The sequence below is a fragment of the Bradyrhizobium sp. CCBAU 45321 genome (assembly GCF_028128975.1).
GTDB lineage: Bacteria > Pseudomonadota > Alphaproteobacteria > Rhizobiales > Xanthobacteraceae > Bradyrhizobium > Bradyrhizobium yuanmingense.
In genome coordinates this window covers 25,849-40,976 of record NZ_LFKZ01000129.1, presented here as the reverse complement: position 1 = coordinate 40,976, position 15,128 = coordinate 25,849, and the positions used below count along the sequence as shown (strand labels likewise).

15 protein-coding genes and 1 pseudogene are annotated in these 15,128 nt (G+C 63.8%); 14 read left to right on the top strand and 2 right to left on the bottom strand.

From position 1 onward, the window contains the following. Positions 1 to 43: 43 nt before the first annotated feature. Both ACM43_RS30070 and ACM43_RS30065 read right to left on the bottom strand, forming a co-directional pair. Positions 44 to 817, bottom strand: a complete 774-nt coding sequence (locus tag ACM43_RS30070; protein WP_271545139.1) for a Crp/Fnr family transcriptional regulator — start codon at positions 815 to 817, stop codon at positions 44 to 46. 100 nt (positions 818 to 917) lie between these two features. Next, positions 918 to 1,214 carry a gamma-butyrobetaine hydroxylase-like domain-containing protein gene (locus ACM43_RS30065; RefSeq protein WP_271545651.1) on the bottom strand — a complete coding sequence of 99 codons (297 nt, stop codon included), beginning with the start codon at positions 1,212 to 1,214 and terminating at the stop codon, positions 918 to 920. A 206-nt stretch (positions 1,215 to 1,420) separates the two neighbouring features. Here ACM43_RS30065 and ACM43_RS30060 point away from each other — a divergent pair, with 206 nt between their 5' ends. From ACM43_RS30060 to mmsB, 14 genes and pseudogenes are all read left to right on the top strand, one after another. After that, positions 1,421 to 2,194, top strand: coding sequence for a ferredoxin--NADP reductase (locus ACM43_RS30060; protein ID WP_271545138.1), 774 nt, complete (start codon positions 1,421 to 1,423; stop codon positions 2,192 to 2,194). 102 nt (positions 2,195 to 2,296) lie between these two features. Further along, positions 2,297 to 4,039 (top strand): fumarate reductase/succinate dehydrogenase flavoprotein subunit, encoded by a 1,743-nt coding sequence (locus tag ACM43_RS30055; RefSeq protein WP_271545137.1) that lies wholly within the window; start codon positions 2,297 to 2,299, stop codon positions 4,037 to 4,039. 32 nt (positions 4,040 to 4,071) lie between these two features. Beyond that, positions 4,072 to 4,305, top strand: coding sequence for a 4Fe-4S dicluster domain-containing protein (locus tag ACM43_RS30050; protein ID WP_007593252.1), 234 nt, complete (start codon positions 4,072 to 4,074; stop codon positions 4,303 to 4,305). Between the two features lie 2 nt (positions 4,306 to 4,307). Continuing rightward, entirely contained in the window at positions 4,308 to 5,285 is a 978-nt protein-coding gene (locus tag ACM43_RS30045; RefSeq protein WP_271545136.1) for a HEAT repeat domain-containing protein, read from the top strand. 112 nt (positions 5,286 to 5,397) lie between these two features. Then, complete coding sequence (locus ACM43_RS30040) at positions 5,398 to 6,570, top strand: fumarylacetoacetate hydrolase family protein (protein WP_271545135.1); 1,173 nt, start codon at positions 5,398 to 5,400, stop codon at positions 6,568 to 6,570. A gap of 302 nt (positions 6,571 to 6,872) precedes the next feature. After that, positions 6,873 to 7,013 (top strand): annotated as a pseudogene (locus ACM43_RS30035) (sugar ABC transporter substrate-binding protein); the annotation flags it as partial. Positions 7,014 to 7,015: 2 nt separating this feature from the next. Beyond that, entirely contained in the window at positions 7,016 to 7,162 is a 147-nt protein-coding gene (locus ACM43_RS30030) for a hypothetical protein (RefSeq protein ID WP_271545134.1), read from the top strand. After that, positions 7,159 to 7,935: a FadR/GntR family transcriptional regulator gene (locus tag ACM43_RS30025; protein ID WP_157282541.1), complete on the top strand. Its 777-nt coding sequence runs from the start codon at positions 7,159 to 7,161 to the stop codon at positions 7,933 to 7,935. The genes ACM43_RS30030 and ACM43_RS30025 overlap by 4 nt, the downstream gene beginning before the upstream one ends. After that, complete coding sequence (locus ACM43_RS30020) at positions 7,932 to 8,858, top strand: Gfo/Idh/MocA family protein (protein WP_271545133.1); 927 nt, start codon at positions 7,932 to 7,934, stop codon at positions 8,856 to 8,858. Before ACM43_RS30025 ends, ACM43_RS30020 begins: the two co-directional genes overlap by 4 nt. A gap of 2 nt (positions 8,859 to 8,860) precedes the next feature. Beyond that, a complete protein-coding gene (locus ACM43_RS30015; protein WP_271545132.1) occupies positions 8,861 to 9,937 on the top strand; it encodes an aldose epimerase family protein in 1,077 nt (358 codons plus the stop codon). Then, positions 9,937 to 10,815: an SMP-30/gluconolactonase/LRE family protein gene (locus ACM43_RS30010; protein ID WP_271545648.1), complete on the top strand. Its 879-nt coding sequence runs from the start codon at positions 9,937 to 9,939 to the stop codon at positions 10,813 to 10,815. The genes ACM43_RS30015 and ACM43_RS30010 overlap by 1 nt, the downstream gene beginning before the upstream one ends. A gap of 72 nt (positions 10,816 to 10,887) precedes the next feature. Continuing rightward, positions 10,888 to 11,958: a multiple monosaccharide ABC transporter substrate-binding protein gene (gene chvE / locus ACM43_RS30005; protein ID WP_157282544.1), complete on the top strand. Its 1,071-nt coding sequence runs from the start codon at positions 10,888 to 10,890 to the stop codon at positions 11,956 to 11,958. Between the two features lie 245 nt (positions 11,959 to 12,203). Further along, positions 12,204 to 13,781 (top strand): multiple monosaccharide ABC transporter ATP-binding protein, encoded by a 1,578-nt coding sequence (gene mmsA / locus ACM43_RS30000; RefSeq protein ID WP_157282545.1) that lies wholly within the window; start codon positions 12,204 to 12,206, stop codon positions 13,779 to 13,781. Then, the gene (gene mmsB, locus ACM43_RS29995) at positions 13,778 to 14,968 is read left to right on the top strand and encodes a multiple monosaccharide ABC transporter permease (RefSeq protein WP_157282546.1); all 1,191 of its coding nucleotides are present in this window, start codon (positions 13,778 to 13,780) and stop codon (positions 14,966 to 14,968) included. Before mmsA ends, mmsB begins: the two co-directional genes overlap by 4 nt. Positions 14,969 to 15,128: the final 160 nt, after the last annotated feature.

Here is a 15,128-nt window from a genome sequence, read left to right as displayed (position 1 = left end):
ATAAAGCCGCTTGGCTGTGCACCGGCCATGGTCGCGGGCCCCTTCAATCCCCCGCCTGGCCGCGCATCTCCTCCAGAATGTCGGTCCGGCAGACCACGATCTGCGAGCGTTTGGTCAGCACGATTCCCTTCTCCTGCATCCGCTTCAGGCTGATCGTGACCCATTGCCTGGTGGCGCCGACCATGTGGGCGATGTCGGCGTGGGTGAAGGCCGCGGCGATCACGGTGCCGTCGGGATCCGCGACGCCGTAGAGCTCGACGAGATGCAGCAAGAGATGGGCGAGGCGCTGCGTGATCGAGCGCGTCCCCAGCATCTGGGCCAGCGCCGAATAGCATTTGCCCTTGAACGTCAGGCCTTCGATCAGGCCAATCGCGAGGTTCGGGATCTCTGTAGCAAGGGACCGCAGTTCCTTTCCCGGCAGGTGCACGACGCTGCAATTACTGGAGGCAACGCCGGACCATTGATGCACGGTGCCTTCGAACACTTCGGGACCGCCGACGAAGTTGCCAACATGCCAATAGGCCAGCGTGATCTCGCGTCCGAGTGGCGAGGTGTAGAACACACGGATGCGGCCGCTCTCGATCAGCCAGATGCCGTCATGCTTGCCGCCCTGGCTAAAGAGCGTCTGGCCGCGGTTGAGCACCTTGCGGCGGCCCTGCTTCAGCACCAACTCCCGCTCGCGCGGTGAGAGCTTGTCCATCAACGGTGGTGGACCGCCGATCCATTGCTGGTTCTCGGTGAGCAGGAGCGAGGAGCTGCCGGCAGGCCGTATCGCTGCGGGAACAGCCCCGCGCACCGCATTCGCCGCCTGCAACATCGCCTGCCTCCCGAACGTTCAAATCGTTCTAAAGAGGAGCAATGTCTGTGCCAGATGGGGGCAGTCGCCTCGCGCGGGGAAAATGACAGCGAAGACCGGGTCAACGCCCCGCCAGGTTCAACAGATACGACTTGGGATATATTCCCCGGTTGTGCCCATCCGAAAACGAGATGTTCAGCCCATAGCCGAGATCGCCGATGTCGGTGATCGCAATCCCCGGAAACGCTTTGGGGAAGCGGCCGTCGAAGCGGGCGCGGGTGCAATGGGCGCATTTGCAGGAGAGGCGGAGTGTTTCGGCGGAAACGTTGAGCGCGTCGTCCTGCGTGGTGCGGACCAGGAGCGAAGCGAGATCGGCGCTGGCTTCGTAGCCGGCCACGGTCGGTGCCACCAATGTCATCGTCATGAGGAACCTCTGACTTCATTCTACGTCGAGGCAGGAACGCACGAATAGCAACTAATTGCCGGTGCGGGCGGGATCGCGAGCCTGCTCTTCGAGCAACCCACGCGAAAATGTGAAACTAATCCACCGGGAATTTCACTTCCGAATTGCCGGACTCTCCTCTCTCCGAAACCTTGCGCGTCATCGATGACCAAGGAGAGACGATGAGTGCATTTCAAAAGGAAACGGTTCTGTCGGTCAGGCACTGGACCGATTCCCTGTTCAGCTTCACCGCGACGCGCGATCCCGGCTTCCGCTTCCAGAACGGCCAGTTCGCAATGATTGGTCTGGAGGTCGGGGGTAAGCCGTTGATGCGGGCCTACAGCATGGCCAGTGCCAATCACGAGGAGGCGCTCGAATTCTTCTCGATCAAGGTGCACGACGGCCCGCTGACCTCGCGCCTTCAGAAGATCAGGGAAGGCGATATCATTCTGGTCGGGCGCAAGGCGACTGGCACGCTGATCACCGGCAACCTCATTCCGGGAAAACGCCTGCTGCTGCTCTCAACCGGAACGGGCCTGGCGCCCTTCGCCAGCCTGATCAAGGACCCCGACGTCTATGAGAATTATGAGACCATCGTGCTCGCCCATGGCTGCCGCCAGGTCTCGGAACTCGCCTATGGCGAGCACCTCGTCGAGGGCCTCCGCAATCACGAATTCTTCGGCCCCTTGATCGGCGACAAGCTCGTCTACTACCCGACCGTCACCCGCGAGCCGTTCCGGAATCGCGGCCGCATCACCGACCTGATCGTCTCGAACCAGGTCTTCGAGGATATCGGACAAGCGAGCCTCGACATCGAAACGGACCGCATCATGCTGTGCGGCAGCCCGGCGATGCTCGAGGAACTCCACGCGATGTTCGCGGCGCGCGGCTTCGTCGAGGGCAATCATAGCCAGCCCGGTCATTTCGTCATCGAAAAAGCCTTCGTCGAGCGCTGAGCTACAAATCGCGTCCTAGCGACAACTAATTGCTATCGCGGCGACGCCCCCTGAACAAATCTGACGCAAAGGCGCCGGCTACCGGCGAACCAGGAGCAAGCGATGGCACTAGATCAGATCGTCGACGGACTTTCGGAGGTTTCCTGCGATGTGCTGGTGATCGGCGGCGGCACGGCCGGCCCGATGGCGGCACTGAAGGCGAAGTTGAAGAACCCGAAGGCCAATGTCGTCCTGCTCGAGAAGGCGAACGTCAAGCGCTCCGGCGCGATCTCGATGGGCATGGACGGGCTCAACAACGCCGTCATCCCCGGTTACGCGACGCCGGAGCAGTACACCAAGGAAATCACCATCGCCAATGACGGCATCGTCGACCAGAAGGCGGTCTACAAGTACGCCCAGAACTGCTACAACATCATCGAGGAACTGGACAGCTTCGGCATCCGCTTTCTGAAGAACGAGAACGGTGACTACGCCGTCAAGAAGGTGCACCACATCGGCACCTATGTGCTGCCAATGCCGAACGGCGAGACCGTGAAGAAGGCGCTGTATCGTCAACTCCGCCGCGCCCGCATCCTGATCTCCAACCGCTACATGGCGACGCGGCTGCTCAAGTCGACCGACGGCCGCATCGCCGGTGCAATCTCCGTCAACACCCGCACGGCCGAGATGCTGGTGATCAAGGCCAAGGCCGTGATCCTCTGCATGGGCGCCGCCGGTCGCCTCGGCCTGCCGACCTCCGGCTATATGTTCGGCACCTACGAGAATGCCGCCAATTCCGGCGACGGCTACGCCATGGCCTATCACGCCGGCGCAGCGCTCGCGAACCTCGAATGCTTCCAGATCAACCCGCTGATCAAGGACTATAACGGCCCGGCCTGCGCCTATGTCGCCGGCCCGTTCGGCGCATATACGGCAAACAACGAAGGCTCGCGCTTCATCGAATGCGACTACTGGTCCGGCCAGATGATGCTGGAGTTCTACAACGAGCTCCTCTCCGGCAAGGGTCCGGTGTTCCTCCAGCTCAAGCATCTCCACCCCGACACGATTTCCGAGATCGAATCCACGCTGCACAAGGTTGAGCGCCCGACGCGCGGCCTGTTCCAGCAGGGGCGCGGGGTCGACTACCGCAGCGAGTCCATCGAGATGCATATCTCCGAGATCGGCTTCTGCTCCGGCCACAGCGCGTCAGGCGTGTTCGTCGACGACAATGCCCGCACCACCGTACCCGGCCTCTATGCCGCCGGCGACATGGCGAGCGTCCCGCACAATTACATGCTCGGCGCCTTCACTAACGGCTCGGTCGCCGGCATCGACGCGATGGAGTTCGCCGACAACCATGATTTCGCGGAATTCGACGCGGCCGACGTCGCCATGGAACGCCACCGCGTGATGGCGCCGACCAAGCGCGAGGACGGCATTCCGCCGAACCAGATCGAGTACAAGACCCGCCGCCTGGTCAACGACTACCTCCAGCCGCCGAAGGTCACGCGCAAATATGAGCTCGGCATGCGGCGGCTCGCCGAAACGCGTGAGGATATGCAGGAGCGCATGATCGCGCGCAACGCGCACGAATTGCTGCGCGCGCTCGAAGTGCAGTCGATCATGGACTGTGCCGACATGGCCGCACACGCTTCGCTCTACCGCGAAGAGAGCCGCTGGGGTCTCTATCACTGGCGGACGGACTTCCCGGAGAAGGACAACGAGAACTGGTTCTGCCACACGCTGCTGTCCAAGCAGGACGGCAGGATGACCAGCGAGAAGCGCGCAGTCGAGCCCTATGTCGTGCCGATCGCGGACGACGAGAAGGATCTCTACGACAAGCAGCGCATTCGCGCCTCGGCATGACCCACCAAAACATAACCAACAGGAGACATCACATGCCTCTCGCGTCCTATCAGACATCGGTTCCGGTGGTGGTCGACGACGCCAAATGCATCGCGGACAAGGGCTGCACGGTGTGCGTCGATGTCTGCCCGCTCGACGTGCTGCGGATCAGCGACATGACCAACAAGGCCTACATGGCTTATGACGAGTGCTGGTATTGCATGCCCTGCGAAGCGGATTGTCCGACCGGCGCCGTCACCGTCAACATTCCCTATCTGTTGAGGTGATCATGTCGAGCCCGTTCGAATCATATGACGATCTCGAGGACGCCGACGAGCGGCTGCAGGCGGCCGATCCCGCCGAACGCCGCGTCGCCATCATTGCACTCGGCCATTCCGGCGATCCCGCCGCGGTCGCACATCTCGCCAACATGGTCGCCGATCCCGATGCCGGTGTGCGCCAGCAGGTCGCGATGGCGCTCGGCGAGTTCGACGGACCGGAGGCAGCAAGCGCGCTGGTGAAGCTGTTGGTTGATCCCGAGAGGATTGTCGCGGCGGCTGCGGCCGACAGCATGGCTGAATTCAAGGATCCCGCCTGCGCCGACGCGATCCTGCCGCTGGTCAGGCATACCCACGCTTTCGTCCGCATGGGTGCTCTGCGCGCGCTCAAGGAACTGCGCCGCAGGGATACACTCAAACCCGCGCTGGAAGCGCTCCAGGACCCTGACGCCGCCGTGCGTGTGCAGGCGATCGGCGTGATCGGCTTCCTCAAGCTGGAGGAATCCATTCCGGCGCTGACCGCGCTGATCAACGATCCCGATGCCCATGTGCGCCGCGCCGCCGTAAGCGCATTGGCCTTTTCGCAGATGAAGCCGGCGGCGGAGACCATCACCCGCGCGCTGAAGGATGCCGACTGGATGGTCCGCGAGATGGCCGCGGAGACGCTGGGTCTCAACGTGAATGGTGCAATCGCGGCTGATCAGCTCGTCGCTTGCCTCGCGGACGAGTTCTGGCAGGTGCGGCTGAAGGCGATCCGCAGCCTTGGCAAGATGAAGATCGAACGCGCGGTGCGGCCGATCGGCAATTGCGTCAATCACGACCAGGCGAATTTGCGCAAAGAGGCCGCCGCCGCGCTAGGCGAGATCGGCCATCCAGACGGCGAGGCATTCCTGGCCGTGATCGCCGACGATCCTGATCCTGATGTCCGCAAGAATGCGCGCTGGGCGCTGCATCAGATTGCGGCGCGAAAGGCGCGTGCAGGGGCATAATTGCACGGCGCACCGCCGCTCTGGACTTCCAGCGCCAGACGTTTATTGGTCTTCGCTAACGGGAACGGCCGCTGCGAATGCGGCCGTTCCTTAGAACAGCGAGGACGCGGCCATGACGACATTGACTGTAAAGGACCTTCTCCCCGAGGACGGCACGAAGGGGACGCTGGTCGGCCGCGTCTGGCTGCCGCAGGTCAACGGTCCGGCCGTCGTCGCCGTGCGCGGTGATGGCGTGTATGACGTCACAGCAAAATATCCGACCATCAGCGCGCTCTGCGAGACGGACGATCCCGCCAAGGCGCTTGCCGCCACCAAGGGCGAGCGCATCGGTGATCTCGAGGCGATCGTGGCCAACACCCCACCGGACGGGCGCGATCCCCAAAAGCCCTGGCTGCTCGCGCCCGTCGATCTCCAGACGTTGAAGGCCGCCGGCGTCACCTTCGCGATCTCGATGCTGGAACGCGTCATCGAAGAGCGCGCCAAGGGCAACCCGGCTTCGGCCGAAGCGATCCGGAAAGAAGTGACGCGCCTGATTGGCGACGATCTGTCAAAGCTCAAGCCGGGCTCGGATCAGGCGATGCACCTGAAACAGGTGCTGATCGATCAGAACGCCTGGAGCCAATATCTCGAGGTCGGCATCGGTCCGGATGCCGAGGTCTTCACCAAGGCGCCCACCTTGTCGTCGGTCGGCACCGGCATGGATGCCGGCCTGCATCCGAAGTCGACCTGGAACAATCCCGAGCCCGAGCTCGTGCTGTTCGTGTCGAGCCGTGGCAAGATCGTTGGCGGCGCGCTGGGCAACGACGTGAACCTTCGCGACTTCGAGGGCCGCTCGGCGCTGCTGTTGTCGAAGGCCAAGGACAACAACGCGTCCTGCTCGATCGGCCCGCTGCTGCGCCTGTTCGACGACAGTTTCACACTCGACGACGCGCGTAGGCTAGACATCAGCCTGAACGTCACGGGCACGGACGGTTTCGTTCTCGACGGCCATTCCTCGATCAGCAAGATCAGCCGCGATCCGACCGATCTCGTCGCGCAGACCATCGGCAAGGTGCATCAATATCCTGACGGCTTCGTGCTGTTCCTCGGCACCATGTTCGCACCCGTCAAGGATCGCGATGCGCCGGGGCAGGGGTTTACGCACAAGCGCGACGACATTGTCACCATCGCAGCGCCTCAGCTCGGCAAGCTCGTCAACCGCATGCGCACCAGCGACGAGTGCGAGCCCTGGACGTTCGGCATCGGCGCACTGATGAAGAACCTGGCGCAGCGGAAGCTGATTTAACGCTGCCGTCCTTCGCCTCCAGCAAGCGGGGCGGGGGCGCCCCTTTCGCCCGCCGAAAGCTGAGGCTCCGTCGCGCAGCCTGTTTTTTCATCTCCTCGTTGCAAGGGCGGAACAATATCGCGCTGAGCGTGTCCTAATTTAGCCGGCCCCGCCCACCCGCGTTTGCTTCAAATAGTCAAATAATATGACTAGTCGGAACTCAACTTCCGTGAAATAGTGCCCGCCGCTGGCGCGAAGGCCGGCCTATGGGTGCCGTGCTACCAATCGGCGCCCCGGTAAAAACATCTTGGGAGACGCGCCTGATGCCCCCTAAAGCTCTCTGTGCTGCCAGCGCCATGGCCGCCTTGTTGCTCGCGACGCCGGCCAGCGCCCGCCAGCTCACGATCGGCTTCTCGCAGATTGGATCGGAATCCGGCTGGCGCGCGGCCGAGACGTCCGTCTCAACGTGAAGTCGATCTCCTGCACCGCGCCAATGCTCTTGCTGATCCCCCACACCTTGAGCGTGCTTCTGTTCGCCTTCATCGCCCTCCAGCAGGGGCTGGTCGCGCTCGCGCGCCGGCCGGTGGCGAAGCATGCGGGAGCGGCGTCATGACCTCGCGGATCGTCGTCATCCCGACGCGGCGGGCCCATTCCAACCATGCGGAGGTGGCGCGTTCGATCGGCGTCGACATCATCGCCGGCCGCTATGCGGAAGGCACGCGCCTGCCGGGGGATGCCGAGATGATCGCGATGTTCGGTGTGTCGCGGCCGGTGCTGCGCGAGAGCGTCAAGACGCTGGTCGCCAAGGGCCTGCTCACCACCAAGGCGCGGGTCGGCACCGTCGTGCGCGAGCGCGGCGCCTGGAACATGTTCGACGCGGACGTGCTGGCGTGGCACCTCGACGCCGGCATCGACAAGCGCTTCCTCAACGACCTCGCCGAGATCCGTCTCGCCGTCGAGCCGCGCGCGGCGATGCTGGCGGCAACGCAGCGATCCGAGCAGGACATCAGCGAGCTGCGCCGCTGCATGGATCGCATGCGGCAGGAAGCGTCCGACTCGGTCGGATTTGCCGATGCCGATCTCGCGCTTCATGTGGCCGTGGCGCGTGCCTCGGGCAATCTGTTCATGCGCTCGATCGGGCATGTCATTGAAGCAGCGCTGCGCGCCTCTTTCCTGCTCAGCGCTCCGGTCGAGTCGGAGGACCGCGAAACCGTGCTGCTCTGGCATCAGAAGATCGTCGATGCCATCGTCGCGCGCGATGCCCACGCCGCATCCGAGGCCATGGTCTATGTCATTCACAACGGCATGCGCCGCCATGACAGTACGGTGATCGAGACCGCCCCGGCCGAGCCGCTGCGGTCGGCCGACACTGGAGAACAAGCGTGACAGACCTTCGCATCGCCATCGTCGGCTTCGGCAAGATCGCGCGGGACCAGCATGTGGGGGCGATCGCCGCCACACCGGGTGGAACGCTCGCCGCCGTGGCGAGCCGCAACGCCTCGCTGCCGGGGCTACCGCATTTTGCGACCGTCGAGGAATTGCTTCAGAAGGGGCCGCCGATCGACGCGGTCTCGCTCTGCACGCCGCCACAGGTGCGGCGGGCCCAGGCCGCGGCGGCGCTCGCCGCCGGCAAGCATGTCATGCTGGAGAAGCCGCCGGGCACCGGCGTTGCTGAGCTTGATCCGTTGATCACGATGGCGGCGGGTGCGAAGCGGACATTGTTTGCGACCTGGCATTCGCGCTATGCGCCGGCGGTGGAGCCGGCCCGGCAATGGCTCACTGATCGGCACATCAAATCCGTTCACATCAGCTGGAAGGAAGACGTGCGTGTCTGGCATCCCGGACAGGGCTGGATCTGGGAGCCCGGCGGCCTCGGCGTGTTCGATCCGGGCATCAATGCGCTGTCGATCCTGACCAGGATTCTGCCGAAGCCCGTGTTCGTCACCGCGGCCGAGCTGGCCTTTCCAGCCAATTGCCAGGCGCCGATCGCGGCGAACCTGAACCTGACGGATATCAGCGGCCTGCCCGTGACCGCCGAGTTCGACTTCCGCCAGACCGGGCCGCAGAGCTGGGATATCCTCGTCGATACCGATCAGGGCCGGCTGACACTGTCCAGCGGTGGCGCGCGCATGGCCGTCGACGGCAAGGTGCTTGCCGAAGGGCCCGATGAGGAATATCGCGGACTCTACCGACGCTTCGTCGCGCTCACAGCGACCGGCGCAAGTGACGTCGATCTGACGCCGCTCCGTCTCGTCGCCGACGCCTTCCTGCTCGGCAAGCGCACGATCGTCGAACCGTTTGTGGATTGAGCATGGCCGCATCAACAATCACAAGAGACGTGTTCGGGACCCTGCCCGACGCCCGCAAGGTCGAGCGCGTCGTGCTGCGCGGGCAGGGCGGCTTCGAGGCGCGCATCATCAGCTACGGCGCGGTGATGCAGGCGCTGATCGCGCCGGATGCCAACGGCGGATACGACGACGTCGTGCTTGGCCATGATGCCTTCGCCGGCTATCTCGCCGAACGAAAGTTTCTGGGCGCCACCGTCGGCCGCTATGCCAACCGCATTGCCAAGGGACAGTTTTCGCTTCAAGGCGAGACGGTGCGGCTTGCCGTCAACAACGGTCCGAATGCGCTGCACGGCGGGCTCGAGGGTTTTGATCGCAAGCTCTGGGAGATCGCTGATATCGACGAGGGCGCCGAGCCCGCCGTGACGCTCACCTATGTCAGCCCGCACGGCGAGGAGAATTATCCGGGCAGGCTCGAGGTCCGCGTGACCTATCGCATCACAGGCCCGACCGAGCTGTCGCTGCTGATGGAAGCGCGGACCGACCGGCCGACCATCGTCAATTTGACCAACCACAGCTTCTTCAACCTCGAGGGCGCGACGTCAGAGACGTCCATTCTCGATCACCGCTTGATGGTCGCCGCCGAGCAGTTCCTCGCCATCGATCCCACCGCCATTCCGCTGCCGGAGCCGCCGCGCAGCGTGGCCGGCACGCCGTTCGATTTCCGCAAACCGCGGCCGGTGGGCGAGTGCATCCGCGAAGGCGATCCGCAATTGCGAAATGGCAGGGGCTACGACCACACCTACTGCCTCGGCCGCGACGGCAAGCTTGCGCTCGCGGCCCGGCTGGAGGCGCCGCGCTCCGGGCGCATCATGGAGCTGCTCACCGATCAGCCCGGACTTCAGGTCTATTCCGGCAATTATCTCGACGGTACGATGTCCGGCAAGGGCGGCAAGCTGATCCGGCAATCGGACGCCATGTGCCTGGAGCCGCACATCTGGCCCGACGCGCCGAACCGGCCGGATTTCCCGAGCCCGCGCCTCGATCCCGGCGGGGTCTATCGCCATCACACGGTCTATCGCTTTTCGGTGAGGTCGCTATGATGGAGCAGGTGCCGACGACTGTCCTCTCGGACCATCCTTGCCATCTCGGCGAAGGTCCGACCTATGACGTGACCACGGATACGGCCTGGTGGTTCGACATTCGCGAAGGCAAGCTGTTCGAGGCGCAACTCGGCACCGGCTCTGTCCGCAGCCACGCGCTCGGTCGGATGGCGAGCGCGCTGGGGCGCATCGACGCCGAGCGGCAGCTGATCGTCGCCGAAGATGGTCTCTACATCCGCAAGCTCGCTGATGGTGCGATGACGCTGTTCTGTCCGCTCGAAGCGGACAATCCGATGACGCGCTCAAACGATTGCCGCGTGCATCAATCGGGTACGTTCTGGATCGGTACTATGGGCAAGAAAGCCGAGCCGAAGGCGGGCGCGATCTACGCGCTTCATCGCGGCAAGATCTCGACGCTGTTTCCCGGCATCAGCATTCCCAATTCGATCTGCTTCTCGCCCGACGGCGCAACCGGCTACTTCACCGACACGCCGCGCGCGGTGCTCTATGCCGTGCCGCTCAACCCCGCGACCGGCCTGCCGCGTGGCGAGCCCGAGGTGCTGTTGCGCCACAGCGGCATCGGCGGTCTCGACGGTTCGGTATGCGACGCCGACGGGCAGATCTGGAATGCGTGCTGGGGCGCGAGCCGGATCGACGTCTACTCGCCGCAAGGCGAGCGTCTGCGTTCGCTCAGTGTGCCGGCGAAGCAGGCGAGCTGCTCCGCCTTCGTCGGCCCCGACCTGTCGCGCCTGCTCGTCACGTCGGCCTGGCAGGATATGGACCCGGCGGCACGCGCTGCCGATCCGCAAGCCGGCTGCACCTTTCTGCTCGAAGCAACCGCGCGCGGCCGCGCGGAACCCGACGTCAAGCTCGCATAGGAGGCCGAAGCCGTATACGACCCGTCGTTCTCGACACTACGAAGAATGTCCGACACCCAAAGGGAGTGAAACATGCTGAAACTGAAGACAACATTTCTCGCGCTGGCGTTGGCCAGTGCCGCCACGATGGCCACAGGCGTCGCTGCCTTCGCCCAGAAGGCGACGGTCGGCATCGCCATGCCGACGAAATCCTCGGCGCGCTGGATCGACGACGGCAACAACATGGTCAAGGTGCTGAAGGAGCGCGGCTACAACACCGACCTGCAATATGCCGAGGACGACATCCCGAACCAGCTCTCCCAGGTCGAGAACATGGTGACCAAGGGCGCCAAGGCGCTGGTGATCGCCGCGATCGACGGTACCACCTTGTCCGACGTGCTTAAGCAGGCGAAAGCAAAAGGCATCACCGTGATCGCCTATGACCGCCTGATCCGCGGAACGCCGAACGTCGACTATTACGCGACCTTCGACAACTTCCAGGTCGGCGTGCTCCAGGCGGAATCGATCGTGCAAGGTCTCGGTTTGAAGGACGGCAAGGGCCCCTTCAACATCGAGCTGTTCGGCGGCTCGCCCGACGACAACAATGCCTACTTCTTCTACAACGGCGCCATGAGCGTGCTGAAGCCGTATATCGACAGCGGCAAGCTCGTCGTCGTGTCCGGCCAGATGGGCATGGACAAGGTCGCGACCCTGCGCTGGGACGGTGCCACTGCGCAGGCCCGCATGGACAACCTGCTCAGCGCCTACTACGGCAACAAGAAGGTCAACGCCGTGCTGTCGCCCTATGACGGCCTCTCGATCGGCATCATCTCCTCGCTGAAGGGCGTCGGCTACGGCAGTGCCGGCCAGCCGATGCCCATCATCTCGGGCCAGGATGCCGAAGTGCCTTCGATCAAGGCCATGCTGCGCGGCGACCAGTACTCGACCATCTTCAAGGACACCCGCGACCTCGCCAAGGTGACCGCCGACATGGTCGACGCCGCGCTCGCCGGCAAGCAGGTCACCGTCAACGACACCAAGACCTACGAGAACGGCGTCAAGACCGTGCCGTCCTATCTGCTCAAGCCGGTTGTGGTCTACAAGGACAATTGGGAGAAGGTGCTGGTCGATAGCGGCTACTACAAGAAGTCGCAGTTCCAGTAAGACTCTCTCTTTTTCCCCTCTCCCCGCTTGCGGGGAGAGGGTTAGGGTGAGGGGCCCCTTTCCATACGGGCAGTGGTTGGTATGCACTCCGTCATTGCGAGCGCAGCGAAGCAATCCAGTCTGCCACCGCGGAAATGGTCTGGATTGCTTCGCTGCGCTCGCAATGAGGCTGTGGATGCAGCGATATCAGTCAACCTCTCCCCGCACGCGGGGAGAGGCGAAGTAACGCAAGGGACACCAAAGCCATGACCGCCATGCTGGAGATGCGCAACGTCAGCAAGAGCTTTGCCGGCGTGCAGGCGCTTCGCGACGTCAACTTCTCGGTTCGCGCCGGGCAGATCCATGCGCTCGTCGGCGAGAACGGCGCCGGCAAGTCGACGCTGATGAAGGTGCTGAGCGGCGTCTATCCGCACGGCAGCTACGAGGGCACCATCATCTTCGAGGGCGAGGAGCGCCGCTTTCGCGACATCAATGATTCCGAGGCGCTGGGCATCATCATCATCCATCAGGAGCTGGCGCTGATCCCGCTGATGTCGATCGCGGAGAACATCTTCCTGTCGCATCCGCCGTCGACGTTGGGGGTGATCGACCGCGACGAGGTCTACCGGCGCACGCGCGAGCTGCTGGCGCAGGTCGGTCTGAAGGAATCGCCGGATACGCTGATCACCGATCTCGGCGTCGGCAAGCAGCAGCTTGTCGAGATCGCGAAGGCGCTGTCTAAGCGGGTGCGGATGCTGATCCTGGACGAGCCGACCGCGAGCCTCAACGAGGCCGACAGCGCCGCGCTGCTCGAGCGGCTGATGACGTTCCGCGAGCAGGGCATCGGCTCGATCCTGATCTCGCACAAGCTGAACGAGGTCGCCAAGGTTGCCGACCACATCACCGTGCTGCGCGATGGCCGCACGGTGGACAGCATCGACTGCCACGCCGAGCAGATCCAGGAAGACCGCATCATCCGCAGCATGGTCAACCGCGACATGGCGCACCGCTTCCCGGAGCGCAACGTGAAGATCGGCGAGCCGGTGCTCGACGTCGAGAATTGGTCTGTCTATCACCCCATCCATCCCGAGCGGCAGGTGATCAAGAACGTCAGTTTCGGTGTCAAGCGCGGCGAGGTCGTGGGCATTGCCGGGCTGATGGGGGCTGGGCGCACCGAGTTCGCCATGAGCCTGTTCGGCCGCTCCTGGGGCACCAATATCAGCGGCACTATCCGGCTCGAAGGCCGTGAGATCGCGCTGCCGAGCGTCGCCGCCGCGATCGATGCCGGCCTTGCCTACGTCACCGAGGACCGTAAGCAGCTCGGCCTGATCCTTGCCGACGACGTCCGCAAGAACATCACGCTCGCGAGCCTCGACCAGGTCGCACCCGGCAGGGTGATCGACGATATCGCCGAGCTCAAGGTCGCCAGCGACTACCGCAACCGGATGCGCATTCGCTGCTCCGACGTCTACCAGGAGACCGGCCAGCTCTCCGGCGGCAACCAGCAAAAGGTCGTGCTGTCGAAATGGCTGATGACCGACCCGAAGGTCCTGATCCTGGACGAGCCGACCAGGGGTATCGACGTCGGTGCCAAATATGAGATTTACTGTATCATCAACGAGCTTGCGGAAGCCGGCCGCGGCGTCGTGGTGATCTCCTCCGAGATGCCCGAGCTGCTCGGCATCTGCGACCGCATTTGCGTCATGAACGACGGCGCCTTCGTCGGCGAGTTCAAAGGCTCAGAGGCGACACAGGAAAAGATCATGCGCGCCATCATGCGCAACGAACGAAGCATTGGGAACGCCGCGCCCGCGGCCGCGGAGATGGGAGGATTGCAGCCATGACCGACAAGACGGTTTCGCTGCCCGAGGAGCGCCGGCACGGCAGCTTCATCAAGAACAATTTGCGCAATTACGGCATGTTGATGTCGCTGGTTGCGATCATGCTGTTCTTCCAGGTCGTGACCGGCGGCACGTTGCTGCAGCCGCTCAACCTCACCAACCTGGTGCTGCAGAACAGCTACATCGTCATCATGGCGCTGGGCATGCTGCTGGTCATCGTCACCGGCCATATCGACCTTTCGGTCGGCTCGGTCGCAGGCTTCATCGGCGCCGTGGCGGCCTTGCTGATGGTGACCTACAAGGTCGACTACACGCTCGCCTTCCTCGCCTGCCTCGCGCTCGGCGGCGCGATCGGTGCGGCGCAGGGCTATTGGGTAGCCTATTTCAAGATTCCGTCCTTCATCGTGACGTTGGCGGGGATGCTGGTGTTCAAGGGCCTGGCACTCGCGGTGCTGCAGGGCCAGTCGCTCGGGCCGTTCCCGGCGACCTTCCAGAAGCTGTCCTCGGGCTTCATTCCGGAACTGCTGCCCGAGGCCGGCACGCTGCATCCGACCTCGATGCTGATCGGCGCCGTTCTCGCGCTCGGGCTCGTCTATGCCAGTGCCAAGGGAAGGTCGCGCGAGCAGTCGCACGGCATCGAGGTCGAGCCCTATGCGTTCTTCCTCGGCAAAAGCATCCTGCTCGCCTGCGCCGTGCTCTATTTCACCTATCTGATCGCCTCGCATCGCGGCCTGCCCAACGTGCTGGTGATCATGACCGCGCTGATCGCGCTCTATGGCTTCGTCACCCGCCGCACCGTGATCGGCCGGCAGATCTACGCCGTCGGCGGCAACGCCAAGGCGGCGAGCCTGTCGGGCATCAAGACCGAGCGGCTGACCTTCCTCACCTTCGTCAACATGGGCGTGCTCGCCGCACTTGCCGGCCTCGTCTTCGCCGCGCGGCTCAACACCGCAACGCCCAAGGCCGGCCTCGGCTTCGAGCTCGACGTCATCGCCGCCTGCTTCATCGGCGGCGCCTCGGCCTATGGCGGCGTCGGACGGGTCGGCGGTGCCGTGGTCGGCGCCATGATCATGGGCGTGATGAACAATGGCATGTCCATCCTCGGCATCGGCATCGACTATCAGCAGGTCATCAAGGGTCTGGTGCTGCTGGGCGCGGTGTGTATCGACGTGTACAATCAGCGGCGATAGGTCGGGTAGGGTGGGTTAGCCGAAGGCGTAACCCACCAGCGCCTGTACCGCGGATGCAGAAGTGGTGGATCACGCCTCCGGCTAATCCATCTCCTACGCGCGCATCCGACGCTCGCGAGCTGAGCTATTGCTCACAGCCTGGGTATATGATCGAATGCCC